Below are 25,945 nucleotides of genomic sequence, written 5' to 3' on the forward strand. Positions count from 1 at the left end.
GCAAAAGCTGGGTTTTAAATGTGGTTGCGGGAGCAGGATTTGAACCTACGACCTTCGGGTTATGAGCCCGACGAGCTACCAGACTGCTCCATCCCGCGACTGTACGGTAAAGCTTGCGATTGCAATGCTTTGTAATTCTGGTTTTCAAATTGGTTGCGGGAGCAGGATTTGAACCTACGACCTTCGGGTTATGAGCCCGACGAGCTACCAGACTGCTCCATCCCGCGCTTGTTCGGTAAAGCTTGCCTTTGCAATGCTTTTGAATTCTGGTTGTTTTCTGTGGTTGCGGGAGCAGGATTTGAACCTACGACCTTCGGGTTATGAGCCCGACGAGCTACCAGACTGCTCCATCCCGCGCCAGAAAATTATTGTTGTAAGCGCTTCATTTAATGCCTCGCTTCAACGTGGTGCGTATTATACATAGGGACTTTCGCAACACAAGTACCAGCATGCGAAATATTTCATTTTTCTGACTGTTAGCGGTTTAATTGACCAACATGAACAAAGTTAATACGAATTAACCGATTTTTAGCTCCTATTTACACACGTTGATTCAAGCTATTTAAATTTTTCCATTTTTTCAGCCAACGAGAAATCTAATTCTGTTAGCCCACCAGCGTCGTGCGTAGTCAATGTTACTTCTACTTTATTATAAACATTGAACCACTCCGGATGATGCTTTAGCTTTTCCGCCCAAATCGCAATTTGAGACATCCATCCAAAAGCTCGGATAAAACTCTTAAACATAAACGTCTTTTTGATTGAGTTTCCACTTTGCTCCCATGGTGTGTCATCGGAAACCAGTTCATTGAGCGCTTTCAATTTTTCGTTAATTTCATTATCAGACAGCTTCGTCGCCATTCTTCTCTCCTTCAATCAATTATTATTGCGTAAAAACCTTACCTACTACGGGATACTTTAATCGATTGGTTTAACATTAGAAGAGAGTGGAGACAAAATCACAAAGAGGAGTGGAGGCTAAGGTTTACAAAAAAGCCCCCCTTTAACTTCTATAGTCAAAGGGTGGCTATACTTCTACCTTATAAACAGATTAGAACTCGATAGCTAAGCGCGCATAGATTTGACGACCTCGTGGATCGTGAACCTTAGAGTCAAACCCGCTGTTAGTGAATAGCTGTGGAGGCTCTTCGTCGAACATGTTAATTGCGCCTAACGTCAACACATAACTTTGTTCTGTATCATATAAGCCACCTAAGTCGATGTTGTATTGAGCATCTACCGTCAAGTGACTATCCACTTCGTAATAGCCACCTGAACAACCACCCACGTTTGCAGTTCCGTCCGCGCAATTTTGATCATCGTCATACGATGAGATGTAGCGAAGGAAGATATTGGCTGCATGAATATCGTTTTGCCAAGCCAGCCCCAAGTTCGCACGAAATTCAGGTGAAGACACACCAATGTTATTGAAGTTACGGCGTCCTGCACCATCAATGTTCCCTGCCTGTGGGTCCATCAAGTCATACTTAGTGATGTAGGTCGCATTCAACGTAGGTGTAAAGTTACCGAAGTCTGTCTCTATTTTATAACTGGTTACAAAATCAATACCCGATGTTTCCATAGAACTCGCGTTAACATACGTGTTATTTACTTGAAGAACAGGCCCAGTCAGCGGGTCTCCAGCACGGATGACGCGGTCTGGGTTAGTCGGATCATCATTTAGTACCGCCTGCGCGTTCTCTTGAATGATCAAGTCTTCAAACTCGAAATTCCAATAATCAACTTCAACAGAAAAGTCTCTGAAAGGCTCGTATGAGAAGCCAATATTATAGGCTGTCGACTCTTCAGGTTTTAGCTCTTCATTACCCGATGTTCTAACAGCCACAAATGCCGTAGCACCTTGAACGGGGTCAATAAGCTGTTGCAACGACGTTGCACCACCTTGTGCTAAGAACACTGTTGGCGCTCTAAACGACGTAGATATCGAGCCCCGAAGTGAAAACTCATCAGTCGCACGCCACGAAATCGCTAACTTTGGATCCACCGTACTTCCAATGGTACCGCCGTAATCTTCATAACGAACCGCTAGCTGAACATCTAATTCGTCATTTATTGGTAATGCAAGTTCACCGAACGCTGCCCATACATCCTGGCTACCATCAATATCAGGGTTGCCGATAACGAATGTGAAACTGTCTTGGTTAGCAAGGTCATCGTAATCTTGGCTAAGCTGGTTTTCACGATATTGAATACCCAATGCTAACGCAGCAAAGCCACCGCCCATTTCGAACACATCAAACGATGTAAACGCTTCGAAAACTTCAAGGTCAGCTTTAGAGTCAATCACTTCGGTTCCCGTAAAGGAGCTAACCACGTAATCAGAGTTAGGTGCCGTTGTGTAAGACGTTGCAAATGGGTTGAAGAATTCGCAATCCCCTACCCCTGGCGTTCCAGCGATAGGGTCACAATTAGAGCCACCTAGACCGTATAGCGCAAGCTGAAACTCGGTATTTAGTACGTCAGGAACCCTAAATACAAAATCGTTAACCGCACGTGTATAGCTTACTTCCCAGAACCCAGTGTCTGTCACACCTTGTAAACTGGTGCTAAAGCGAAAGGTGTCTGATTCGGTATTAGCTGGGTCACCAGGGAAGCCGTTACCTTCAGCGCGGCCGAAGAAAGCGACAGGCTGACCAAATGGATTCTGCGGATGATAATCAGGAACAATTGGAGAGGTTAAAATTGGGAAGCTCGGTGCTCCACCACGTTCAGCACGGTTTCTCGCTAAACTGAATTCAGCCGACCATGTAATATCGTTATCGAACTCGTAGTCTGCACGTACATAAGCATTTGTTCGGCTCTCATCGGCAACATATGAATAGAATTTACCGAAATCAAAGCCACAAAAACCAATTTCTAAACCTGGCACTGTACCACTTGGCGCAAGTAAATTGGGTGCACCACCAAACTCCTCACATCCGTACGGGTCGATAATGGGCAGTGCCCCTGCACCTGGAATATTTAAGAAGAAAGAGCCTGGGTTACCCAGAGCACTTGTATCGTCTTGGGGACGACTTAGTCGTCTATCGCTGAGAAAAAGCGGCGAACGGTTGGTATAGCTTATCGCCGCTAGTACGCTTCCGTTATCACCGGTTGCGCCCCATAAACCTTGTAAAATGTATTCTTTGTTGTCGCCATGCGCACCATCTTGATAGTCAAGGCTTACCATTGCTCCGTCATAATTGCGTTTGGTGATAAAGTTAACGACACCTGCAACGGCATCAGAACCATACAGAGCCGACGCACCATCTTTAACCACTTCCATACGATCAATGGCAATCATTGGCACAAGTGAACTGGTATCGACGAAGTTCAGGCCTTCGTTCGTTGGTTGCGCTGTAACGACCTGACGCTTGTTGTTAAGTAAAACCAGAGTAGACGCTACGCCTAAACCACGAAGGTTAATATTCGACGTACCCGCTGTTGCGTTTTGCGTAAAAGCATCTGGGTTGTTTTCAGCACCCGTGTTAATAGTGAGTGTTTGTGTAATATCCGCAATATTTTTTGCGCCAATCGCGTCGATAGCCACGCTATCTACCACCGCTAGTGGAGAAGGAGATTCGAAGTTTTCGCTACGGCGAACAAAACTACCGGTAACCAAAATGAGTTCTACGTCTTTCTTAGCTTCTTGCTCACTTTCAACGTCTGCTTCTTGGGCTGATGCGATATAAGGAGAGCAAAATAAAGCAGTACCGACCATTGCCGCCACTGCTGTCTTACGCGTTTTAAATTTCATAGTGTGATTCCAAATCTGGGCTTATCACTACCGGCATTACTACCCACACTTTCCGCTAGCGACAGGCTGTTCGATTTCGTGTTGTTATTGTCTGAGGCCATGAACAAATATTGACCTACGCAATTGATACTATGCTTGAATTTCACCTTTGTAAATTTATTGTGAATAATATGTTTACATTAATTTTACACATGGTCTGACCAGATATCCTTTAGGATAAATTGAAGCCTTTCCACCGAATTTAGCCATATCCCAATTGAGAATATGTTTCCCAATATGGGAAATTTATTCATTACACTTGATTGATCGCGCACCTCAAAAATCAGGCATACCCTCTAACTTTCAATACGTTACAAGATTATTTTGAAAGGAATGATTCTTGAAACATCAGGAACACTTTATATGAAGGTGCACGAGGTCTATGGAGTTTCCAAAAATAGATGAGGTTTATAAATTACTCAGCGAAAAGCTAGAGTCTTGGGTAGAGGGCGGCATTACGCTTCTTCCTAACATTGTTGTCGCATTTTTTATTGCAATAGCCTTTGGCATTATCGCCAAAGTGATCGGCAACGTTGCTGGCAAGATTATGCGCAGAACGTTTGAGTCTCGACAAATTGCAAGCCTCCTCACCTCCATAATCAAATCTATCGTTTTAATAGCGGGAATTTTCATTGCGCTAGACTTTGTTGGCCTCAAAGGTACTGTCACCTCTTTACTTGCAGGCGCAGGTATCGTCGGGTTGGCCATTGGTTTTGCGTTTCAGGACATGACGGAAAACTTCATTGCCGGTGTGGCCATGGGAATTCGAAAACCCTTTGAAATTGGTGACGTCATTGAGGCAGAAGGTGTATTTGGTAACGTAAAGGAAATAAACCTTAGAAACACTTTAGTTGAAACCTTTTATGGTCAACTTGAAGTTATACCCAACAAGATTCTTTTCCGAAATATATTGACCAATTATTCATATCTTGGTTATCGAAGAATAGAGATCCCTGTCGGCATTTCTTATGCTGATGATATAGAAGAAGCCGCTAAAGTTATTACGGATGCTATGAATGAAAAAGATTATGTCATCAAAAAAGAAGAAACCGCGGTATACGCAGAGTCTTTTGGCGATTCAAGTATCAACCTATTACTGTGGTTTTGGATTCGATATCCAGGAGAGCCTGGATTTATGGTCGTACGCCACGACGCGATCAGTACAGTAAAAACGGTATTAGAAGAAAACGATATTCTTATTCCTTTCCCTATCAGAACATTGGATTTCAATGCTAAAGGGGGAGATAAGCTTAATAGCATGCTTAAAAAGCAGGATGAGAGAAGTTCAAGTAAAGGTAATACAAATTCATCAACTGAGCAGTCTGATGTGAAAGCGGGTGATAACCCTGAGCAACCCGCAGAAGAATGAAACTAACGGAGATGCAAATGGAAATGTTAAATTCAAAAACACTTAAACACGCTTTTTTAGTACTTATACTCGCAGCCAGTTTTGGGAGTTTAGGCGGTTGTGCAACGGTTGAAGGGGCCGGTAAAGATATTCAAAGTGCTGGAGAAGCCATTGAAGAAGGTGCCGAGGAAGCGTCTAACTAACTCGTTTCTGTCGACATAGGTCTTGCCGATAAAGTAGGACTGTGTAGGTAAAAGCCTGACGATTGCTAAACTAGGCCCTGTTGAACTTTGCTATATATCAAAGGTCAACAAACGCCAGCATCTCAGGCTTTTTTATTTTGTGGCACCATGTTTTTGCAATACACGGTGCGACGTATCAACTAGACAACGACATAGTACACGCACCATAGAACGCATTCGGCAATATGCCGTACTAGTCTGTACGGCCACTTTTACTGCGTAAAACAACAACCTATCAAGGCTTAAGCACCGCGAGCATGAGAAATCCACCTATTAGCGCAGGATTCCCATTCGATTTAAGCAGGCAACTTGCCTCTACTTTATAAAGCTTCCCTTGTGGCTTTTCAGTGATTTCGACAAGTTTGAATTGGTATTTAACGGCGTCATTACTTTTTACTGGTTCAAGAAAACGTAACTTATCAATGCCATAATTAATCATAGAAGCAATACGTTCGCTTGGCGCAATCACTTCAGCAAATGCTTTAGGCATGAGACTGGCAGTCAAGAAGCCGTGAGCAATTGTTGTTTTAAAGGGACTTTCTTTTTCACAGCGCGCAGCATCTAAATGTATCCACTGGTGATCGCCCGTGGCGTCTGCAAACTGATTGATCATGTCCTGCGTAACCGTCAGCCATTCAGGTTGTTCAAGGGTATCTCCCACTGCTAAGTCTAAAAGTGTTTTCATTTTTCAGTCCAATCTCCATTTATTGACGATAAAACTACTATTATTACCTTGAATGTTTCAATTAACTTTTAATAATAGGTATTTATAAATATTCTTGTTACACTAACGTAAATTATTCGTAGATGCTATGTAGCATTGGATCACAGTTTTCTATTAAACGCACCGTGATACAAACTAGCGCCTCTTCATCTATTGGCTTTTTTCAGGGCACTCGCTCTTAAAGGATTAGTTATGAATCTCAATAGAATCGATTTGAACCTTTTTGCAGTATTCGACGCCATTTACACGGCAGGAAGCTTAACCAAGGCAGCAGATGTCTTATGCATTACTCAACCAGCGGTAAGTAATTCTTTAGCAAGGCTAAGAGAAATGCTCAACGACCCGCTTTTCGTTCGTACTGGCCACAGTATGACGCCTACCCCCGTGGCGCAAAATATTATTGTTCCAGCTCGACAAGCCTTAGCCTTACTACGCAGAAGTGTGCAAGAAAGTCATACATTCGACCCTCTCACAGCCGAGAAGTCCTTTAACTTTGCCAGCCGTGATTTGCTTGAAGTAAGCATTATGCCTCGACTCATTTCACGTTTGCAGAATTTGGCGCCAAATATTGGGTTAACCAATTACGAGATTCCTAGAAGCCAAGTTGTTTCGGCGATGGCATCGGGCACGTTGGACTTTTACTCAGATGCATCGACATTTACAGACCCTCATTTGTGTAAAGAAAAAATCGCCCAAGACAGACTTGTTGTGTTAGCGCGTAAAAATCACCCCGCGCTCAAAAACGGGCTTAACTTAGATACCTTTCTACGATTAGGCCATATTAATGTGTCACAGCGTAAATCTGGTGTGGGTCCAATAGATATTGCGTTAGATAAAATGGGCAAAAGACGCAAGGAAGTTATGCGAGGTCAACATTTTTTAACCGTACCAAGTACGATAGTAAAGACAGACCTAATCGCGTGCCTGCCGTATCACCTTGCTAAACATTACGATCTTGCGTTGTACGAGGTTCCTTTTGATTTACCGCCTGTAGAGTATTTCCTTTATTGGCATGTAAGCGCCGACCATGATCACGCTCATATGTGGATGCGTGAACAAATAATGGAAGTAGCGAGCAACTATAAACCTCACTAACATAGACAAAGCAAAAGCCCTGTTTAAACAGGGCTTTTTTTACTTTTGAGTAAATTAAACTTACAGCACGTTGAAGCTTATCGAACTCTGATGCTCATCATTGTGATAAATCGTGTGGAATGCTCTGGTGAAATCGCTCTCTTTGGCGTTAAAAATGTTTTCAACATAATTCTGCGGGTTTAAATCAAGGAACGGAAACATGCTACTTTGTATTTGAATTTGTAGCTTATGTCCTCGTTTAAATGTATGTAATACATCGTAAAGTTCAAAGCCAATTTCCGTGGGCTGATTAGGAACAAACGCTTTGGGTTTACTCATACTTTCTCTAAAACGACCGCGTAACACGCCCCAACGCACCAACTCATGGCGATTACCTTTCTCCATATCCGCCTTATTGACATTGTCATCTACAGACGGAAAAACATCGACCAGTTTTACGACTACATCGGCAGCAGATTTGTTTGTTGAAAACCACAAATTTAGGTCTATGGCGCCAGCGATAGTGAGGTCGTTTTCTAGTATTTCTGTTTCGAATACCAGCACATCAGGTCTTCTCGCTGCAAACCTCTGATCTTCGACCATATAGGGTCTATCCCACCCGCGGCTAATTTTTGCAGAGTGTGGAACGGGTTTGTTCGGATCGCTCACATATTCGCTGCTTCCGGTATTATTTGCATTTTCAACCAGCTTTTCCTTTCCTGCTAAGAACAACGTTTTTTGAGATGTATCTTTGGGTGGCCAGACATCAAAGTGACGCCAACGATTACTCCCCGTTTCAAACATAGTTGCAGTGGCAATGTTTGCATCATTGGCCCCTTTCAAGTGTTGCTTGAAGAACGGCAATAACACGTCTTTTTGAAACCAAGCGCTGGTGTCAAATCCGAAATGCGCTTCGCCGAGTTCCGTTCCACCTTTTTCACTCTGCCATTGACCGTGATACCAAGGACCCATCACCAGCTTTACATGATCCTTTTTGTTGTTATGTGACATGGTTTGGTAGGTGTAAAGCGGACCATATAAGTCTTCGGTGTCGTACCAACCGCCGACAACCAGCGTCGCAGGCTTTGTCTTAGATAAATGTTGCAATACATCTCGTGACTTCCAATAGTCGTCATAATTAGGGTGTTGAATAACTTCATTCCAAAATGGTCGTTCACCGTGAAAGTACTTGTCGTTGACATTGGAAAGCGGGCCTAAATTTTTAAAAAATTGATAGCCATCTGGTGTTTCTGACTTCATTCCTTCAGGCCAATACGCAAACGTACCATCACGCTGCTTATCAAACGTGTCGAAAAATATAAACGCCATAGGGGTCACAAACGCCCCATTTCGATGGAAGTCATCAAAAAAACAATCTGCAATTGGAGCTTGTGGAGAAATAGCCTTTAGCGCGGGGTGGCTATTTATAGAGGCGACTGACGTGTAATAGCCAGGATACGATGTGCCCCACATCCCCACTTTACCGTTATTGCCTTCAACATTTTTTACGAGCCACTCGATAGTGTCATAGGTATCAGTAGCATCATCCGTGGCATCTTTACCGCGCTTATAAGCGTCTTGAGGACGCATATTGACAAACTCTCCTTCAGACATGAATTTGCCACGCACATCTTGGAACACAAAAATAAAGCCTTCCTTTTCGAAAGCTTCGCTCGGCCCCAATCGCCTTTTATACTTACTTACACCATAAGGAGCAACGCGATAAGGCGTACGCTGCATCATAAAAGGGTAAGCGTCTGTTCTATCGTTTGGCACATAGACTGACGTAAACAGTTTTACGCCATCACGCATTGGAATTTGGTATTCGTATTTCGTGTAGTTTGCCCTTATATAGGCTTCCCTAGCATCGGTTACACTTTGTTCACTGAATGCATACGTTGTTGTTAACAAAAGTACCACCAGCATAATGCTGCGCATTACCACCTTCATTTTCTGTCCTTTTTTGTTATTGGATTAATTCATTTACCACCGCGATAGGGTGACGTGGCTTTTTACCTTCAAACCTTGCAACTTGGCTTCGACATGAAAAGCCGCTTACAAGCACTTCATGCTGTGTGCTACATTGCTTGAACACACCTGACCAACTTAATTCGTAAAGCGCTTTTGAATTTTTATAATGTGAAGCTTCGTGACCATAGGTTCCAGCCATACCGCAACATCCTGAGGGCTGCACTGTTAAATTAGCACCAAGTTTCTCAAAAATGCTTTGCCAGCGGGTTGTCAGCGCCGGCATAGCCGTTTTTTCACTACAGTGTGCAAGCAAACTGAATCGCTTTTTAATCATCGCCTTTACTATGTGCTTTTCAGTTAAAACCAAATCCAGCCATTCATCGATAGTATGCACAAAGAAGTTACCTCTTTTATCACGCAAATACTTCTTGTATTCATCTCTGTAACACAACACTAGCGACGCATCAGTGCCTACCATAGTTATGTCTAGTGCATGGAGTTGATTGAGTAAGTTAGCGGTCTTTATCGCTTGTTTTTCGAACTTATCCAGAAAGCCTTTTACGTGAGCAGGTTTTCCATTGGGCGTATACGGCACTACGATGGGTTTAAAGCCAAGCTTATAGATCACACTTATCAGCTTCTCGACGCTAGTGGCATCGTAATAACTGGTAAAGGGATCTTGGACGACAGCGATATAATGTTTTCGCTCTTCTGTATTCATTTGGGAAAGGCGTTGTAAGTCAAACGGCACTGTTAGTGCTTTTACTCGGCTTGTTAACGTTGGATAAGAAAGCTGAGGAGTATCTTTATAACCTACTTGCTTCTCCAAGAAGTGCTTCACCCATTTTAGTTCTATGATGGCATTATGAAGTTTGGGCGCTCGCGCGCTCAGTGGAGCAATCGTTTCTATATTGGCAACCAGCATATCTTTTAAAGGTCGCAAATACCGCCGATAGTAAATAGACAAAAATATTGACCTGAAGTGCGGCACATCAATATTCACCGGGCATTGATGTGTACATGATTTGCACGCCAAACACCCATCCATGACCTCTTTGACTTCGTGTGAAAAGTCTGGCTTGTTACTTAAAATGGAGTTCTTAAACCGAGATAGAAAGTTGCTTTTGAACTGCTTATACGACAACCCTTCACTTTCTAATGTAGTGCCGAATTTGGTACTAAGCGATAGTAGCCGCGTCCATTCCCTTAGCATACTTGCGCGCCCTTTCGGTGTGTGCCGCCTATCTTGGGTAACCTTGCTAGACGGGCACATAGGTGATGTAGGCTCGTAGTTGAAACACAGTCCATTGCCGTTACATTCAAAAGCAGGAAACATATCTTGTTTTATGCTGACGGGAATAACCCGCTCAACCCCTGCTCTTTTGATATCTCTCACCGAGACTAATTTATCATCACTCTCTATAGGTGTGCAGATTTTGCCGGGGTTCATCTGATTATGGGGGTCAAATACGGCTTTGATCTTGCGCATCTCATTAAACAATGTTTTGCCGAAAAATGCGGGGCCGTATTCACTTCGAAATCCCTTGCCATGCTCTCCCCACATCAATCCACCGTACTTAGCAACAAGTGCCACTACCTCATCTGAAAGCGTATGCATCAGTGCTTCTTGCTGTGGATCTGATAAATCAAGTGCCGGTCTTACATGTAAAACACCAGCATCAACGTGACCAAACATGCCATACTTCAAATTATGACTGTCTAATAATGCTCGAAACTCACCAATGAAGTCGGCCAGGTTTTCTGGCGGCACAGCGGTATCTTCAGCAAATGCAATGGGCTTTTGATAGCCCTTTACCTTACCAAGCAGCCCAACGGCTTTTTTCCGCATGGCATAAATGCGCTGGATATCGGGCTTATCATAGGTGACGCTATAGCCTGTTATACTGCTGCCATCTCGTCCTATCTCTTGTGTAATTGCCGCTTCTAGCTGTTCAATATGAACTTTCATTTCTTCTGCAGAATCGGCGTTGTACTCTACAAGATTTAAACCCAACAACTCGTTATCTGGAACATCTGCTATTAAATGATGAATGGAATGCCAGACAATGTCGGTTTTTGCAAAGTTAAGCACTGTGCTATCGATAGTTTCAACACTGGTTGCTTTGGCTTTTACCAACACTGGCGCATGTCGAAGCGCCGCGTCAAATGAACGGTAGGATATGTTAACAAGCGCTTTCAGTGGCGCTATTTTATCAAGTGTTAACGTCGCTTCCGTAACAAACCCAAGTGAGCCCTCTGCACCTGTGATTAGCCTACCAATGTCAATGTTATCACCGTCAACTACGTGTTCTAAATCGTACCCCGTCAAAAAGCGGTTTAAGCGGGGAAATGTTTTTAAAATGCTCTCTCGATGTTGAATACAGGTACGCATTGCTTGTTGATAAATTGCGGCTTCTGACGTACAGCCACTTGCTTTAAGTAAAGCTTCATCCCGCGAAATTTTTGCGGTTTCAATTATCTCGCCATTCGCAAGCACTGCTTTGAGTCCGATGACGTGGTCGCTGGTTTTACCATACACTAATGACCCCTGCCCCGACGCATCAGTGCTTATCATACCGCCAAGCGTAGCGCGATTGCTGGTTGATAGATCAGGGGAAAAGAACAGGCCGTGCGGGCGCAATGCGTCGTTGAGTGAATCTTTGACTATACCCGCTTGAACCCTAACCCACCCTTCTTCCAGGTTCAGTTCAATGATCTCATTTAGATAACGACGGATATCGACAACGATACCATCGGTTAAACTCTGCCCATTAGTACCAGTGCCACCACCACGGGCAGAGAATGCGACATCTGGGAAGTGGCTGGCTAATTTACCTATACACTGACAATCTTCAGTAGATTTTGGGTAGATAATGGCCTGCGGGACTTTGTAATAGACTGAGTTGTCAGTAGCATGCGCGATGCGAGCACTATAGGCCGTTTCGATATCACCGGTGAAGGCACTCATCTTTAGGCGCTCTACAAATGCTTTATATTGTGCGGCTAGATTGGATTCGACCGTCAACGCGGGAAGAGTCACTTGTTGATTTTCCTATGTTAAAAATGAGGGAGATTTTGTTACTGCGAAATTTTCTTACCTTAAGCGTATGTCGCGGTGAACACCTCCACCTAAATGTTATAATATAACATATCATGATTAATTCATAGGGATGTACTCCCTGCTATGATAGCCTTGTGTGAGAGTTTTGATATTTTCATATGACTTTCAACGAAGACATTCACAATGATAAAAGCTGTACCTACTAACATCATTACTGGCTTTTTGGGTGTGGGTAAAACATCCTCGCTATTACATTTATTGAAACAAAAACCTGCAAATGAACGCTGGGCAATACTAATCAATGAGTTTGGTGAGATTGGTATCGATGGCTCATTGGTAAACGGCTCGCGAAATAAAGCACCTAACAATAATGCTAGCAATGAAAAGCGAGTATTTATTAGAGAAGTGCCGGGTGGGTGTATGTGCTGTGCCGCGGGGCTGCCAATGCAGATTGCTCTTAATCAGCTGTTGGCCGAATCTAAACCAGACCGTTTGCTTATTGAGCCGACTGGTTTGGGGCATCCTATAGAAGTACTACAAACACTAGCTGCCGAGCATTATCAAGACGTTCTCGACATACAAAAAACGCTAACTTTGGTTGACGCAAGAAAGCTCGCTGATCCTCGCTATACCTCTCATGATACCTTCAATCAGCAAATCGCCATTGCTGACGTTATTGTGGGGAACAAACAAGACCTTTACACTCATTCAGATGCCGAAGCATTGGAGACCTATGTCGTCCAACGTACCAAGCCAAACACGCCCGTCTTACTGTGCGAAAAGGGAGAGTTCCCAATTAGCGTATTAAAGGGAAGCTCAAGTGCACTTACCCATATCAAAGCACAAAAACTGCACGACCACAAAACTACCACTACGCCCTCAATAAATGAACAGCCTTTTCCTGACTCAGGTGTATTGAGAGTAGAGAATAAAGGCGAAGGTTTTAAAGCTGTCGGGTGGCGTTTCTCACCTTCCAAGGAGTTTGACCGCATTGCACTACTAAAATGGATGCACAACCTTAACGTTGAAAGGCTTAAAGCAGTTGTCATAACAAGTGACGGTGTCTTCAGCTATAACGTTGTTGACAACGAGGTTACCGAAGCCGAATTAAGTGAGTGTAGTGAAACTAAAATTGAAATTATCGCTATTGAACTTAACCCTATATGGGATGAAGAGCTCACAAAGTGTCTTTCGGTTTACTAGTGCAATAATGTTTAGCATCAAGGTAGTCTTTTTATAACATTTGACGCAGCAACAGCGCGAGGCTATCACGCGGCACCAAAGAGAGAAGCGCCGCCGTAGTATTATTGAAATTAGAGGTGGTGTATTTGTCTAAATATTACCCCGTGAATACACAATGTTGCCTGCAACTATGGTTGTATGCGTTTCTCCATACAGCGTTTTTCCTATAAATGGCGAGTTCTGAGACTTAGAGGCGAAAAAGGATGGCGTTACCGTAAACGCGTTATTTAAGTCGAACAGCACAAGATCTGCCACTTCGCCTTGTTCAATTCTTCCACAGCGTATGCCGAAAATGTCACCTGCATTTTTACTCATTAAATCGATGGCACGACCAAGCGTTAGCTTTTCGGTTTTTACGAAATGGGTGAAGATCAGAGGAAACGCAGTTTCAAGACCAATAATCCCAAACGGTGCCTGTTCAATAGGTTGCTTTTTTTCCTCAGGTGAGTGAGGTGCATGATCCGTTGCTATAGCGTCTATTACACCCTCAACAAGGGCATTTTGACACGCCAGCATATCTTCTCTAGAACGAAGTGGTGGATTCATTTTCCAATTCGCATCTAAAGTCCCATCAGATTTTATGGCGATATCTTCGTCACATAACAACAAGTGATGAGGAGAAACTTCTACAGTAACGTTGGCGCCACGTTCTTTTGCTTGCTTTACCGCTTCAATAGAAGCCGATGTAGAAACATGCAATACGTGATAATGACCACCGGTTTCCAAACTATAGCCACAACCACGTTCGACGTGCACAGATTCAGAGGCTGACTTTATACCCTTCACATTGAATTTTTTTGAAATTTCGCCTTCATGTATTGCTCCCCCATTTGATAAAGTCTCGTCTTCACTGTGATCGAGAACTGGAACCCCTAGGTGCTTAGCACTAACGAGAGCTTGCTTAAATAACGCATTGTTTTGAACGCCTTTACCGTCGTCGGTAATTGCCACTGCACCGGCGCTTGTTAAGGCGCTGAAGTCAGTCATGGATTTTCCTTCTAATCCCTTTGAAAGCGCGCCCGTTGGGTAGACTTTACACAAGCCTTTTTTAGCTGCTGTTTCTACCATAAAACGTACAGTATCTGCATTATCAGCTGTAGGCGTTGTATTAGGCATTGAAACTACTGCAGTAAAGCCACCCTTAACCGCGGCTTTACTACCCGATTCTATGTCTTCTTTGTATTCCATTCCCGGTTCCCTGAAATGTACTTGGGGATCAAGAAGGCCAGGCGATAAAAACAAGCCTTTCGCATCTATGGTCTTTACCGACTTTATAGTGATGGGGGTTTCCGAAAGAGCAGCTATTTTTCCGCCATCAATTAATAGTGAAACAGACGTTATTTCATCTTCATTCTTGCCTAATAACCGTGACGAGGTAGAGGCATTATTTATAATTAGTTTCATGACACTAAGATTTGAGTAGATTAAAAAAGTAGCGCTGCATTACTTGCAGTGCTTGCAGATACACGCCACTTCAAGGTGTGGCGTTACAATATCGCACCCTAGATTTTTAGCTTGCTTAACAAGATTTTCAGATATGGTTGGGTCTATCGCAACTTCTTCAACAGAGCCACATTGAACACAAATTAAAAACTGTGAGTACCCGTGATGCTCGCAACATTTTGCTTGAGAACACGCGACAAACTTGTTGTTCAAATTCAATTTGTGTACTAAATCAGTCTCAGTGAGAAACTCTAGTGCGCGATATATCGTCATAGGCTTTACATCTTCAGAATACCTCGTAGTGAACATATCCTTTATCTCGTAAGCGGAAAGCGGAGCTTGGGCATCTATTAATAAGTTCAATACTCTTTTGCGTTTTTCTGTTAAGCGCAAACCGTCCGAGTCGCATTTATCCTTTGCTACCGCAAGTAAATTTACAAACCGTCGATTCATATAACCCTAGCGTCAAAATGACGATTTCCTGTGACATTAAATGGCATGGCGTTCACAACCCAAAGCGATTAATCTCGCACCTTAAGTGTTACATTATAACATCTCACTTTCAAGTAATTATTGTCAGCCCTGCACCACAAAAAGGCACTAAAGAATTGTTTTTGTAAAGGAGTGGTTCAAGCCTCGATGCGAACGACAGAGGCTTAATTCAATTACCTTACTATACTTATGAAACCACATACCTAAGTATCGCTTAGAACGTTTTCAAGATTTCATTTTTGTCGTTTAATCCTCCCGAACAAACAAACAAACAATCTATAGAAGTACTTGAGGAATTAACCATGTTGAAAATTGTTAAAACTTCTCTTGTTATCGCAGCGACATTAGGTGTGTCGGGCGTAGCACAGGCTGATGTTAACGAAGCACTAGCGAATATTTGCACTATCGTTCAAGCGGACGATAAAGGCGAACTACGTAAGAAAATGCGTTCAGTCGAATCAGACTATCGCATGAAACTTAAAGACTACTACTCAGCAATTAGCTGTGGCGGTAACAGCCTAATTCGTACAGCACTACTAAACAATGCTTTAGAAGCTGGCGAGTTACTTGTCAAGAAAATGCCAAAAAGTGATTTAGAAGCACCTGAAGCTGACGGAAAAACACTTCAAGCTTGGGTTGCGGAAAACGGTCTGCAAGACAACCCAATTGCTGCGGTTATCAACGACCGCCTATAAAACAGTTTCACACCATGTGAACCAGTTCAACATGGTTGCAGAGAAATCTGCACTTTAGAAAGCGACCCTCGGGTCGCTTTTTTCTTTTGTATCAGTCGATAAAATTCAATGCATAAACAAGGAGAGTATCCCCTACTCCCCTTCGTACTAATGCAGATTACCAATACAATCTAACAAGCTCTGGCAAGCTCGAGTTTATTGTTTACTACCTTTTCGCTAATCAGCAACACCGGCTCTTGTTGATACAAGCGCTCTACAAAGTCCTGGAAACTAGCGGTAAAACGCGCTTCACCAACCAGCTTGCCAAATACTTCTTCTAGCATTAAAAAACTAAGGCTGTCTATTTGGTTATTACTAGCCGCGTTGTGTAACTTATCAGCTAACACATCGTTGATTTCAAGTGACTTACCGTCTTGAGAGGCATGCCTGTCTGAATAGAAGGCCCAGCAAGCAATAACTAAAGCACTTATATCGGTGTCTCTGTTGGCCGCCAAATTATCTCGCACGGTGGGCAATAAAAACACCGGAAGCTTAGCCGAACTTTCAAGGCAAATTCGCGCTAGCGTATCTTTAATGAAAGGATTGGAGAAACGAGATAGCAGCGTATCTCTGTATTCATACACGTCAATCCCCTCTACTGGGTCGAGTGTTGGCATAACCTCTTGTTCCATAAAGATTGATAGAAGACGCTTTAACTGTTTCGCTTCAACGCTTTCATGGATAGTTTCAAGCCCTGCTACAGAACCAACTAACCCAAGTACTGAATGGCCCGCATTAAGCATACGAAGCTTAAGCTTTTCGTACGGTGCCACATCGCTTACAAACTGCGCGCCCACTAAATCTAAACACGGCTTGGTATTGCAAAAGTCATCTTCAATAACCCACTGGTCAAAAGGCTCACACACTACAGGCCAAGCATCTTCTACGCCCTGAGCCCTTAACGTTACGATATCTTCATTTGTGGTTGCAGGCGTTATTCTGTCTACCATTGAATTAGGGAAACTCACGTTTTCGTCAACCCAAGTAGCAAACGCTTGGTCAAACAGTTCAATATACGCAAGCAGCATTTTCTTTAACACATGGCCATTGTGCTGAATATTGTCACATGACATAACGGTAAAAGGCCTAACGTTGTTTTCTTTGCGTTTTTTAAGCGCTGCAACTAAATAGCCGAAAACCAGTTTAGGCGTTTTGGGGTTTTCGATATCGTGAATGACATCAGGGTTAGTGGTAATAAATTCCCCTGAGGAAGCATCAAAATTATAGCCACCTTCGGTAATGGTTAACGATACGATGCGTACTTGGGGCTCAGCCATTTTATCAATGACTGCTTGAGGATCGTCCGGCGCCATCAAAAACCCCGTCATTGCACCGATAACTGATGCACTGCGAGAACCGTCATTGTGCTTTTCAACCAAGGTATATAAGTTATCTTGTTCGTCGAACACTTTTTTCATTGCACGGTCGTTCTCGCGAAGACCCACACCACAAATGCCCCACGATAGATCGCCGGTTTTTGCCATTAATCTGTCTACATACATGGCTTCATGTGCCCGATGAAAACTACCTACACCAATGTGAACAATACCCGTTTGAACGTTCTCCACATCATAAGCTGGACGCCTTATGTCATTTGGCAACGACGATAAGTTCGCTCTGTTCAATAAAATAGACGTTTGAGATTGCATAAGAACCTTATTAGCTTTGTAACGCTTTGTGGCGACGCATCGCCCAATACGCAGTAACGAAATAGATAACGGTGCACGCGAACCCAACATTAAAGAATAGGTCTCGGTTCAATTCATAAGCGGCAACCGTGTCACTAAGAGAAAAAGTTTTGATTGCCAATGCTATGGACACCAACAAACTCGCTAGCGAAGTAAGACGCAGTAATTTAGATACGGCAGTAACGTCTTCAACGTGTTCGTTTTCTAACGCCGCTTCTTGCTGCTGATGAGCTTCAACACGTGCATTGAAAGCATCTACTTGTGCTTCTTGCTCAGGATAAGCTTGTTTCGCGCCATACTTGGCGGCCAGTGCTGTATAGACAGCTATAGTGAAGAACCACGTGGGTATGAATAGATAGTAAAAAGACATGACGTCTAATACATTTAAACCAAAGCCAAACACAAGCCCTAAACCCCAACTCGCTACCGCTGGCGTGCTGTGAGTAAGGCTTTGATAATGTGCCCAATAACGTGTGAATCCAATACGCGGAAAAATCATGTGCTCTGCGAACACAATTGCTCCCACAGGAACAACAAGTAATCCAGCATACGTTAACAGTGGCAGTAATTTAGTAAACACGAACGGAAAACACGCAATTGCAACGGTGACCATACCGACGACCGCGGTCGTTGTAGTACGTGATTTATCTTTAAAAATAGCTTGCGCGGCAAGTCCAGCGCGATAGAGATTCGCGTTTGCTGTAGTCCAGCCTGCAACGATAACAATAACGAGCCCAGAAAGACCTAATGCATGGAAAGCCACATCGCCCGGGTCTAATTCACCAATGGACTTTTGAACAATAACCGCTGTTCCTGCGCCCATAATACCGGCTGAAATCCATGCTATATAATGACCAAATAACATACCCGCCGACGTACATAAACCGTAACGTTTACGCTTGGCAAAACGCAGTAACGCCATATCAATAAGGCCGAAATGCGTTATCGTGTTCGCTGCCCACGAAAAGCCAATCACTTCTAATAAACCAATACCAGGCTCACCACTTTGGGTGAAGCCCGTCCACACCGATGTACTACCGATATGAATAAAGTCATTCCACGATGTAAGAAACGTTTGCCCAATTACAGATTCAGCGAGTGCAGGCATTAGAATAAGTGGACCGCAAATGAACATGGTGAACAACCAAGGCGCACAAATACGAGAAAAATTGGAAACGGCGTTAAAGCCATACATAGCGACAAAGACAACTATCACGCCGACTGCAAGCACGACGGCAACAAAAGCTAAATTAGTCGGATACCAATTTAACTGCGCCGGAATATTCAATGCAAAACGCACGGCGGTTGCCGACACCGTAATCATAGCGGCCGATATCACTGTAAATATGATGACATTCGCCCAGTTATAGAGCTTGGTCATAGAGTCGCCAGCTATTTTCTGAAGATACGAGTACAAGCTCAAACGGGTATCTACAGCGATAGGCGTAGTGATAAGTGTCCAGCTTAGGACAGCAAGTAGATTACCAATTAATAAACCCAACAGAATGTCGGTCATGGTGGCGCCTAGCGCAACAAAGGTTGCACCAAATACGAATTCAGTTGCCGCCACATGTTCACCGGCGTACAAGCCCATGAAATGCTTCCAGCCTTTTAGTTTGTGTTTAGCGACGGGGAGTTGCTCGTCACTAACTTGTGAAATATCAATATCACTAGACGTCGACTTCATCTTCAAATCTCGTGTTGTAGGTGTATTTCCCACGGGTTTCAAAACACATTAAGAGCATTTGCCCAGCCAGTGGGATATATCTCAATTTTTGTAGATATTTGCATATACCCTCTACTTTGTAAACAGCCATTAACAAAATAAACGGAGGCTTGTTTATTTAATTAACACAATAAAAATGCACAATTAACCAATCAAAATAAACGCGATATAATCTATCCACTTGATACTATGAAGAAATTTTAGAGTCGAAATTTGAGGCCGAAAACCGCGTATGTAGTCGTAGGACTTAAGAACTGCTTGTTAAGGTAGAACAAACGCCATCAATTACCTTACACTTAGGCAAATGTTCATATAATTAGGGCCTGTTGACCTTTGGTGTACGAATACGGAATTAGCAAGGGGACGTTGGTTAAATGTTAATAGTTGAAGGAAGGTGACTCTTGCAGGCACACAACGTGGAACTGGTGATTTTTGATTGTGATGGCGTACTGATCGACAGTGAAGTGCTGTCGATGCAGGCGTGGCAAGCACTTCTGTCTAGTTTCGATATTGCATTATCGAAACAATATTTTATAGAGCATTTTCTTGGCAAGAGCATGGAGCACGTTCAGGGTAAGTTAAAAGATGACTTTGCGCTCACACTTACCACGTCCATGAAAAACAAATTCCATGGATTATTGTTCGACAGCTTCGAGTGCCATTTACAAAAGACTACCGGTATCACCTCTGTACTTTCTGCACTTAACTCATTAGGTATTCCATTTTGTGTCGCCACAAGCAGTTCACCTGAAAGAACAACAAAGGCGTTAACCAGTACAGGGCTTCTTTCCTATTTTGAAGGCCGCATTTACACGCGAGCACTCGTAAATAAAGGCAAGCCAGCACCAGATTTATTTTTATATGCGGCAAATGCTCTCAACGTAGCTCCTAAAAACTGCCTAGTTATTGAAGACTCTCAGCCGGGGATCGCTGCCGCTAAAGCCGCAGACATGCGCTACTTCCACTATACAGGTGGCGCACATCTACAGAATTGTATTGTGACATCGGACAACACCATTAATTCATGGGACGAGTTTTACTCTCAAATCCCTGACATTTTTGACATGAGAAAAATTAAATGAGTAAGAAAGCACAAAACGAACTCAATAAACTCGACGAGGCCGCCAGAGCAGGATGGATGTACTATGTTGGTGGTAAGACACAAGATGAGATCGCTAAAACGCTCAAAACATCACGCCAAAGCGCACAACGCTTAGTGGCGTTATCCATGTCGGAAGGTCTTGTGAAAGTGCGCTTAGAACACCCGATTGCTAGATGTATGGAATTAGCGCAAGGCATAAAGAAAAAATTCGGATTAACTTTCTGTGAAGTCGTGCCCAGTGTTGATGACGATCCCAATTCAACGCTTGGCCTTGGTCAAGCGGGTGCAGCAGCAATAGAAAGAGCTTTAAAATTCGACGCTCCACAAACCATCGCGTTTGGCACTGGCCGTGTACTGCGTGCCTGTGCTGATGAATTGTCAATACTTCACTGCCCTCAGCATAAAATTGTTTCCCTTGTTGGTAATATTGCTGATAACGGAGAGGCGACGCGTTATGACGTGGCTGTTCACGTAGCCGACAGAGTTAAAGCACAGCATTATCCTATGCCAATCCCTGTAATAGCATCTAGTAAACTAGAACGGGAAATTTGGCAACAGCAACAACACATATCTAGAATTCACACGCTTGCCGAACAAGCGGATATTAGCTTCGTAGGCATTGGTAACTTAGGCAGCGTGTCTCCATTGTATAAAGACGGATTTATCGACGATGATCAATTAGCAACCCTCGCTGAATCTGGTGCAAGTGGCGAAATCATAAGCTGGATCTTTAATGAAGAAGGCGCGCTGATTAGTTGCGATATTAATGAAAGAGTAACGAGCTTTAAGTTGAAAGCAACGCCAGAAAAGCCTGTAGTGGGTGTTGCAGCGGGCGACAACAAACTGCACGCTATAAGAGGCGCTCTGCGATCGAAATTGCTCAATGGGCTCATTACGACAGAACGTACTGCCTCAGCACTGCTTACTTCTTAATTTCGTTCTTTTCTTATTAATACAATGCCTATTGCGTACATTTTTAATACGCATTAACTTCAACAAAAAGCAAAAAAACAGCATTAACGTTGTTTTTTTGCACTTTATTTGGCTATTTATTGATCTTTGATTGCAATTCAACTTAGTTTGCCTGCGCCCTTTAATACTAAAGGCTACAGCGCATTTCATACCTCTTACATCTTTAGTCTAACGTATTATTCGATATACCTTGTTATTTGAATGAATGTTTTTCATTCGACCTGATTGTTTTTTAATTAATCCCGAACAGACAAACCGATTAATTAAACAAATATAACGAAGGAAATTTAACCATGTTGAAAATCGTTAAAACTTCTCTAGTCATCGCAGCATCAACATTAGCTTTTTCAAACGCAGCACAAGCAAATGACGTAAACGAGGCACTAGCAAACATCTGTACTATTGTTCAGGCTGACGACAAAGGCGAATTGCGTAAGAAGATGCGTCGCGTACAGTCTGACTTCAAATTAAAGTTACGTGATTATTACTCAGGTGTTTCATGCGGTGGTCAAAGCCTTATCCGCACGGCCTTAACGAACAACGCAGTTGAGGTAGGTACACTGCTTGTTAAGAAAATGCCAAGCAAAGACCTTTCTGAGCCCGAATCAGACGGCAAAACACTTCAAGCGTGGATAGCAGAGCAAGGCTTACAAAGCTCGCCAATTTCTGCTGAGCTTAACGATAGAATCTAAGCACTAATTCACATAGCCATGTGAGTCGATTCAACATGGTTGCAGCGTCAGCTGCAATGAAAGGCCCCGCTACGGGGCCTTTTTACTTTCTGTCTCTTTAAATTTTCACGTTCTTCAACCCAGTGACTTAGGTAATCAAGCTACGGTATGCGTGAGCTCGTATCACAAGCTCACGCTTTAGGTATGGTTTGACATACCATGTTATTTTACAACATGTTTTTCAAATAGTTAGATTCGGGTTTAATGCATCTCAACGAACGAACACAATCTTAATAACAACAACCGAAGGAATTTAACCATGTTGAAAATCGTTAAAACTTCTCTAGTAATTGCAGCATCAACTTTAGCTTTTTCTAACGCAGCTCAGGCTAATGACATTAACGAAGCACTTGCAAACATTTGCACAATTGTTCAAGCAGATGACAAGGGCGAATTACGTAAGAAAATGCGTAGCGTTCAATCGGACTACAAACTTAAGCTTCGCGATTACTACTCTGGCATTTCTTGTAACGGCCAAAGCCTAATTCGCACTGCTCTTACTAGCAACGCGGTTGAAGTAGGTACTCTACTGGTTAAGAAAATGCCAAGCAAAGACTTAGCAGAGCCTGAGTCAGACGGTAAGACACTTCAAGCGTGGATTGCTGAACAAGGTCTTCAAAGCTCTCCTATTTCAACAGAGCTTAACGGCAGAATCTAATATAACTAATTAATCACACCATGTGATGTAACGATTCAACATGGTAGCGGCAGGACGCCGCACTGGAGGCCCCTTTTAGGGGCCTCACCCCTTTCTAGAACCCTATAAAATTTATCACTTCTTTTTGTACCCATTCAGGTTTTTCCCTGTGTAACCAGTGCGACGCGTGCGGATTAAACCGCTTAATTATCAATGGAACATAGTGTTCGATTTTATCCAGTACACTTAGATCAAACGCATCATCCTGCTCTCCCCACAATAACAGGGTTGGGCAGTGAATGAATATTTCAGGTATACGAATATCATCCAACACTTTCTCAGATACATTCTTTTGTGGCACTTGTTGAGGCATTTGCCGATAGTAATTGAGCATCGCACTGAGGGTTTCAGGTTTACCCCAGTCGTTAAGTAGAGTCCTTGAATAGCTGGTTTCTTTCTCAAAAAAGCCGTTGCCTAACATATTTTTCAATAACGTAAAGCTTGTATTTGTAAGGGTCCGCTCTGCCCCCTTATCAATAAGCGCAGAGATATACTGGCTTTTTGCTCTTTGCGTAGAAGAGGTCTTTATTGCCCGTGTAAAACAAGAAGGATGAGCGGCATTAACAATAATAAGTTTGCTAATTAATGTTTGGTGAAAGGCTGCTAGGGGCCACGCTATTGCCCCACCCCAATCGTGTCCCAACAAGATAACCTTTCGGCCTTTTTGAACTTTCTCGATGAAGGCGGCCATTCGACTTATCAATGATGGAACTTGGTAGTCCGTTTCATTGGGTAGTGGACTCGATAAATGATAACCGGGCAAATCTGGGGCAATGATGTCAAGTGATGTGGGGAGTATCGCCATTAACGCTTCCCATGTGTGCGCATTTTCTGGAAAGCCATGAAACATAATAAGCAGAGGGTTCTCTGCGCTCTCTTCTTCTCGGGATAAATAATGAAGGCTGGCTCCCTCAACATTCACGTACTTTGAAACAACCACTGTGCTCACTTCCTCTATGTTGTTTTTAAGAAACAAAAAGGCCGAGCAAAATAACGTATCCAATGATGACTAGGTTAAATCATTTTCTCGGCTACATTATTTTCTCGGCCTTTCGTACGTCTTTTAGTAGCGCACGTGTATTACTTTTATGTCGTTACTCGATAGCGAACATACTCTCTGGCATAGACATCAAGTTGTCTGCGCCTGATTGCATTGCCGAAACCAGTGAGCGAGTACGGGTTAACAAACGGTCAAAGTAGAAGCCCGTTGTTAAGATTTTACTCTTATAAAACTCGGTTTCGGTGCTACCTGCATCAAGCTGTTCTTGTGCTTTCACTGCCATTTTTAGCCAGAAGTAAGCAACGGTAACGTAACCTGAATACATTAAGTAATCGACAGACGCTGCACCAATTTCATCTGGGTTCGATGCTGCTGCCTTACCGATGTCCATAGTAATCTGCTGCCACTCGTCAAGGTGAGAGTTTAGCGCGTTAGTCCAAGCACTAAACTGAGCGTTGTCACGCAATGAATTACAGTAGTCGCGCACTTCTTGAACAAATACATTAAGCAATTCGCCATTAGAGCCCATTACTTTACGCCCTAATAGGTCAACGGCTTGAATACCTGTAGTACCTTCATACATGGTGCAGATACGAGTATCACGAGCTAGCTGCTCCATGCCCCATTCTTTGATAAAGCCGTGGCCGCCATAAACCTGCATACCGTAACTCGTGGCTTCTTGCGCGGTTTCAGTTAAAAAGGCTTTTACGATAGGCGTTAAGAATGCAAGTTTTGCATCCGCAAGTTGCTTCTCAGCCTCGTCGCTACCATACAAAGTAACGTCAACTAACTGCATACAGTAAGCGGCAAGCGCTCGGTTGCCTTCCGCGAACGCTTTCTGCGTTAACAGCATACGACGTACATCAGGGTGCACAATAATAGGATCAGCTGGGCCATCAGGATTTTTACGCCCTGTTAATGAACGGAACTGAATGCGGTCTTTTGCATAGCGAAGCGCGCCTTGGAATGCTGCTTCAGATGATGCCAAGCCTTCAAGACCAGTGCCAATACGTGCGGTATTCATGAACGTAAACATGCAGTTTAGGCCGCGGTTTGGTGGCCCAATCAAATAACCTTTTGCGCCATCAAAGTTGATCACACAGGTTGCGCTGGCTTTGATCCCCATTTTATGTTCAATGCTTCCGCAGCCTACTGCGTTTCTATCTTGCTTTTCGCCATCTTCAGACACGTTAAACTTAGGCACAACAAATAGTGAAATACCTTTGGTACCCTCTGGCGCATCTGGCAATCGAGCTAACACAATGTGTATGATATTTTCAGACAAGTCGTGTTCACCTGCGGAAATAAAAATCTTCGTTCCTGTTAAGCTGTAGGTACCATCTTCTTGTGGTTCCGCGCGACATTTCAACATGCCAAGGTCTGAACCGCAGTGTGCTTCGGTTAAACACATCGTACCTGTCCACTCACCGCTAATTAGCTTTTCAAGGAACATTTTTTGTAGCAATTCAGAGCCATGGGCTTTTATTGTTGCCATACAGCCTTGGCTTAGCCCTGGGTACATCGCCCAAGAATGGTTTGCGCCTGAAAACCACTCAGCAATGATAGATGACAACGAATATGGTAATGCCTGACCGCCAAATTCTTCAGGGTGAGACATTCCTGGCCATCCGCCCTCAACATATGTTTGATAAGCTTCTTTAAAACCTTTAGGCGTTGTTACTTCACCATCAACCCACTTACACCCTTCTTCATCGCCTGATGCATTGATGGGTGCCAGTACGTTCTCTGAAAACTTTGCAGCTTCAGCGAAAATCGCCGACACCAGATCTTCAGATGCTTCGTCGAAACCTAGCTTTTGATAGTGATTTTGATAATTTAGTAGCTCATGTGTTACAAACATGGCGTCACGTTGTGGAGCTTTATAACCTTCCATACCCAATA

At 43.3% G+C, this 25,945-nt stretch carries 20 protein-coding genes and 3 tRNA genes; 9 read left to right on the forward strand and 14 right to left on the reverse strand.

Annotated elements, in window-relative coordinates:
- Window positions 1-21 precede the first annotated feature (21 nt).
- The 5 genes from WA381_RS04810 to WA381_RS04830 all read right to left on the reverse strand — a co-directional run bounded on the left by WA381_RS04810 (window position 22) and on the right by WA381_RS04830 (window position 3,757).
- Window positions 22-98 (reverse strand) — tRNA-Met (locus tag WA381_RS04810).
- 52 nt (window positions 99-150) lie between these two features.
- Window positions 151-227: transfer RNA gene (locus tag WA381_RS04815), tRNA-Met, on the reverse strand.
- Between the two features lie 53 nt (window positions 228-280).
- Window positions 281-357: transfer RNA gene (locus WA381_RS04820), tRNA-Met, on the reverse strand.
- 201 nt (window positions 358-558) lie between these two features.
- A complete protein-coding gene (locus WA381_RS04825; protein WP_156086332.1) occupies window positions 559-861 on the reverse strand; it encodes a 4a-hydroxytetrahydrobiopterin dehydratase in 303 nt (100 codons plus the stop codon).
- 190 nt (window positions 862-1,051) lie between these two features.
- A complete protein-coding gene (locus WA381_RS04830; RefSeq protein WP_156086331.1) occupies window positions 1,052-3,757 on the reverse strand; it encodes a TonB-dependent receptor plug domain-containing protein in 2,706 nt (901 codons plus the stop codon).
- A 421-nt stretch (window positions 3,758-4,178) separates the two neighbouring features.
- On the opposite strand from WA381_RS04830, the gene WA381_RS04835 reads away from it, so the two are divergent.
- A complete protein-coding gene (locus WA381_RS04835; protein WP_014976346.1) occupies window positions 4,179-5,165 on the forward strand; it encodes a mechanosensitive ion channel family protein in 987 nt (328 codons plus the stop codon).
- Window positions 5,166-5,182: 17 nt separating this feature from the next.
- Window positions 5,183-5,347, forward strand: a complete 165-nt coding sequence (locus WA381_RS04840) for an entericidin A/B family lipoprotein (RefSeq protein ID WP_014949248.1) — start codon at window positions 5,183-5,185, stop codon at window positions 5,345-5,347.
- A 274-nt stretch (window positions 5,348-5,621) separates the two neighbouring features.
- Here WA381_RS04840 and WA381_RS04845 read toward each other — a convergent pair whose 3' ends face one another.
- Window positions 5,622-6,071, reverse strand: coding sequence for a MaoC family dehydratase (locus tag WA381_RS04845; protein WP_156086330.1), 450 nt, complete (start codon window positions 6,069-6,071; stop codon window positions 5,622-5,624).
- Window positions 6,072-6,302: 231 nt separating this feature from the next.
- Here WA381_RS04845 and WA381_RS04850 point away from each other — a divergent pair, with 231 nt between their 5' ends.
- On the forward strand, window positions 6,303-7,205 hold the full coding sequence (locus WA381_RS04850) for a LysR family transcriptional regulator (protein ID WP_014949246.1): 903 nt from the start codon (window positions 6,303-6,305) through the stop codon (window positions 7,203-7,205).
- Between the two features lie 60 nt (window positions 7,206-7,265).
- Here the strand turns inward: WA381_RS04850 and WA381_RS04855 are convergent, their stop codons facing one another.
- Window positions 7,266-9,134, reverse strand: coding sequence for a CocE/NonD family hydrolase (locus WA381_RS04855; protein WP_156086329.1), 1,869 nt, complete (start codon window positions 9,132-9,134; stop codon window positions 7,266-7,268).
- 16 nt (window positions 9,135-9,150) lie between these two features.
- Window positions 9,151-12,195 carry a D-2-hydroxyglutarate dehydrogenase YdiJ gene (gene ydiJ / locus WA381_RS04860; protein WP_156086328.1) on the reverse strand — a complete coding sequence of 1,015 codons (3,045 nt, stop codon included), beginning with the start codon at window positions 12,193-12,195 and terminating at the stop codon, window positions 9,151-9,153.
- A gap of 204 nt (window positions 12,196-12,399) precedes the next feature.
- On the opposite strand from ydiJ, the gene WA381_RS04865 reads away from it, so the two are divergent.
- Window positions 12,400-13,419 (forward strand): CobW family GTP-binding protein, encoded by a 1,020-nt coding sequence (locus WA381_RS04865; RefSeq protein WP_156086327.1) that lies wholly within the window; start codon window positions 12,400-12,402, stop codon window positions 13,417-13,419.
- A gap of 129 nt (window positions 13,420-13,548) precedes the next feature.
- Here WA381_RS04865 and WA381_RS04870 read toward each other — a convergent pair whose 3' ends face one another.
- Together WA381_RS04870 and WA381_RS04875 are read right to left on the reverse strand one after the other, a co-directional pair.
- Window positions 13,549-14,862, reverse strand: a complete 1,314-nt coding sequence (locus tag WA381_RS04870) for a dihydroorotase (RefSeq protein WP_156086326.1) — start codon at window positions 14,860-14,862, stop codon at window positions 13,549-13,551.
- A gap of 39 nt (window positions 14,863-14,901) precedes the next feature.
- Window positions 14,902-15,354, reverse strand: a complete 453-nt coding sequence (locus tag WA381_RS04875; protein WP_075176444.1) for a Fur family transcriptional regulator — start codon at window positions 15,352-15,354, stop codon at window positions 14,902-14,904.
- A 341-nt stretch (window positions 15,355-15,695) separates the two neighbouring features.
- Here WA381_RS04875 and WA381_RS04880 point away from each other — a divergent pair, with 341 nt between their 5' ends.
- Window positions 15,696-16,088, forward strand: a complete 393-nt coding sequence (locus WA381_RS04880; protein ID WP_014949240.1) for a DUF3718 domain-containing protein — start codon at window positions 15,696-15,698, stop codon at window positions 16,086-16,088.
- Between the two features lie 170 nt (window positions 16,089-16,258).
- Here the strand turns inward: WA381_RS04880 and WA381_RS04885 are convergent, their stop codons facing one another.
- Both WA381_RS04885 and WA381_RS04890 read right to left on the reverse strand, forming a co-directional pair.
- The gene (locus WA381_RS04885; RefSeq protein WP_156086325.1) at window positions 16,259-17,776 is read right to left on the reverse strand and encodes a mannitol dehydrogenase family protein; all 1,518 of its coding nucleotides are present in this window, start codon (window positions 17,774-17,776) and stop codon (window positions 16,259-16,261) included.
- Window positions 17,777-17,786: 10 nt separating this feature from the next.
- A complete protein-coding gene (locus WA381_RS04890; RefSeq protein ID WP_014976338.1) occupies window positions 17,787-19,502 on the reverse strand; it encodes a purine-cytosine permease family protein in 1,716 nt (571 codons plus the stop codon).
- Window positions 19,503-19,942: 440 nt separating this feature from the next.
- On the opposite strand from WA381_RS04890, the gene WA381_RS04895 reads away from it, so the two are divergent.
- From WA381_RS04895 to WA381_RS04910, 4 genes are all read left to right on the forward strand, one after another.
- On the forward strand, window positions 19,943-20,623 hold the full coding sequence (locus WA381_RS04895) for an HAD family hydrolase (protein ID WP_156086324.1): 681 nt from the start codon (window positions 19,943-19,945) through the stop codon (window positions 20,621-20,623).
- Entirely contained in the window at window positions 20,620-21,576 is a 957-nt protein-coding gene (locus WA381_RS04900; protein WP_014949236.1) for a sugar-binding transcriptional regulator, read from the forward strand. The genes WA381_RS04895 and WA381_RS04900 overlap by 4 nt, the downstream gene beginning before the upstream one ends.
- 332 nt (window positions 21,577-21,908) lie before the next feature.
- Window positions 21,909-22,307 (forward strand): DUF3718 domain-containing protein, encoded by a 399-nt coding sequence (locus WA381_RS04905; protein WP_014949235.1) that lies wholly within the window; start codon window positions 21,909-21,911, stop codon window positions 22,305-22,307.
- Between the two features lie 298 nt (window positions 22,308-22,605).
- A complete protein-coding gene (locus tag WA381_RS04910; protein WP_014949234.1) occupies window positions 22,606-23,004 on the forward strand; it encodes a DUF3718 domain-containing protein in 399 nt (132 codons plus the stop codon).
- A 94-nt stretch (window positions 23,005-23,098) separates the two neighbouring features.
- Here the strand turns inward: WA381_RS04910 and WA381_RS04915 are convergent, their stop codons facing one another.
- The gene (locus tag WA381_RS04915) at window positions 23,099-23,983 is read right to left on the reverse strand and encodes an alpha/beta fold hydrolase (RefSeq protein ID WP_156086323.1); all 885 of its coding nucleotides are present in this window, start codon (window positions 23,981-23,983) and stop codon (window positions 23,099-23,101) included.
- A 154-nt stretch (window positions 23,984-24,137) separates the two neighbouring features.
- On the reverse strand, window positions 24,138-25,937 hold the full coding sequence (locus WA381_RS04920) for an acyl-CoA dehydrogenase C-terminal domain-containing protein (protein WP_156086322.1): 1,800 nt from the start codon (window positions 25,935-25,937) through the stop codon (window positions 24,138-24,140).
- Window positions 25,938-25,945: the final 8 nt, after the last annotated feature.

This window comes from Alteromonas sp. CH_MED4-4 (assembly GCF_037029575.1).
In the GTDB taxonomy this organism is placed as follows: Bacteria; Pseudomonadota; Gammaproteobacteria; order Enterobacterales; family Alteromonadaceae; genus Alteromonas; species Alteromonas macleodii.

Bases quoted from the DNA above. Each gene is read 5' to 3' on its own strand.
- WA381_RS04825 (WP_156086332.1), bottom strand. From the start codon at position 861: ATGGCGACGAAGCTGTCTGATAATGAAATTAACGAAAAATTGAAAGCG.
- WA381_RS04830 (WP_156086331.1), bottom strand. From the start codon at position 3,757: ATGAAATTTAAAACGCGTAAGACAGCAGTGGCGGCAATGGTCGGTACT.
- WA381_RS04835 (WP_014976346.1), top strand. From the start codon at position 4,179: ATGGAGTTTCCAAAAATAGATGAGGTTTATAAATTACTCAGCGAAAAG.
- WA381_RS04840 (WP_014949248.1), top strand. From the start codon at position 5,183: ATGGAAATGTTAAATTCAAAAACACTTAAACACGCTTTTTTAGTACTT.
- WA381_RS04845 (WP_156086330.1), bottom strand. From the start codon at position 6,071: ATGAAAACACTTTTAGACTTAGCAGTGGGAGATACCCTTGAACAACCT.
- WA381_RS04850 (WP_014949246.1), top strand. From the start codon at position 6,303: ATGAATCTCAATAGAATCGATTTGAACCTTTTTGCAGTATTCGACGCC.
- WA381_RS04855 (WP_156086329.1), bottom strand. From the start codon at position 9,134: ATGAAGGTGGTAATGCGCAGCATTATGCTGGTGGTACTTTTGTTAACA.
- WA381_RS04865 (WP_156086327.1), top strand. From the start codon at position 12,400: ATGATAAAAGCTGTACCTACTAACATCATTACTGGCTTTTTGGGTGTG.
- WA381_RS04870 (WP_156086326.1), bottom strand. From the start codon at position 14,862: ATGAAACTAATTATAAATAATGCCTCTACCTCGTCACGGTTATTAGGC.
- WA381_RS04875 (WP_075176444.1), bottom strand. From the start codon at position 15,354: ATGAATCGACGGTTTGTAAATTTACTTGCGGTAGCAAAGGATAAATGC.
- WA381_RS04880 (WP_014949240.1), top strand. From the start codon at position 15,696: ATGTTGAAAATTGTTAAAACTTCTCTTGTTATCGCAGCGACATTAGGT.
- WA381_RS04885 (WP_156086325.1), bottom strand. From the start codon at position 17,776: ATGCAATCTCAAACGTCTATTTTATTGAACAGAGCGAACTTATCGTCG.
- WA381_RS04890 (WP_014976338.1), bottom strand. From the start codon at position 19,502: ATGAAGTCGACGTCTAGTGATATTGATATTTCACAAGTTAGTGACGAG.
- WA381_RS04900 (WP_014949236.1), top strand. From the start codon at position 20,620: ATGAGTAAGAAAGCACAAAACGAACTCAATAAACTCGACGAGGCCGCC.
- WA381_RS04905 (WP_014949235.1), top strand. From the start codon at position 21,909: ATGTTGAAAATCGTTAAAACTTCTCTAGTCATCGCAGCATCAACATTA.
- WA381_RS04910 (WP_014949234.1), top strand. From the start codon at position 22,606: ATGTTGAAAATCGTTAAAACTTCTCTAGTAATTGCAGCATCAACTTTA.
- WA381_RS04920 (WP_156086322.1), bottom strand. From the start codon at position 25,937: ATGGAAGGTTATAAAGCTCCACAACGTGACGCCATGTTTGTAACACAT.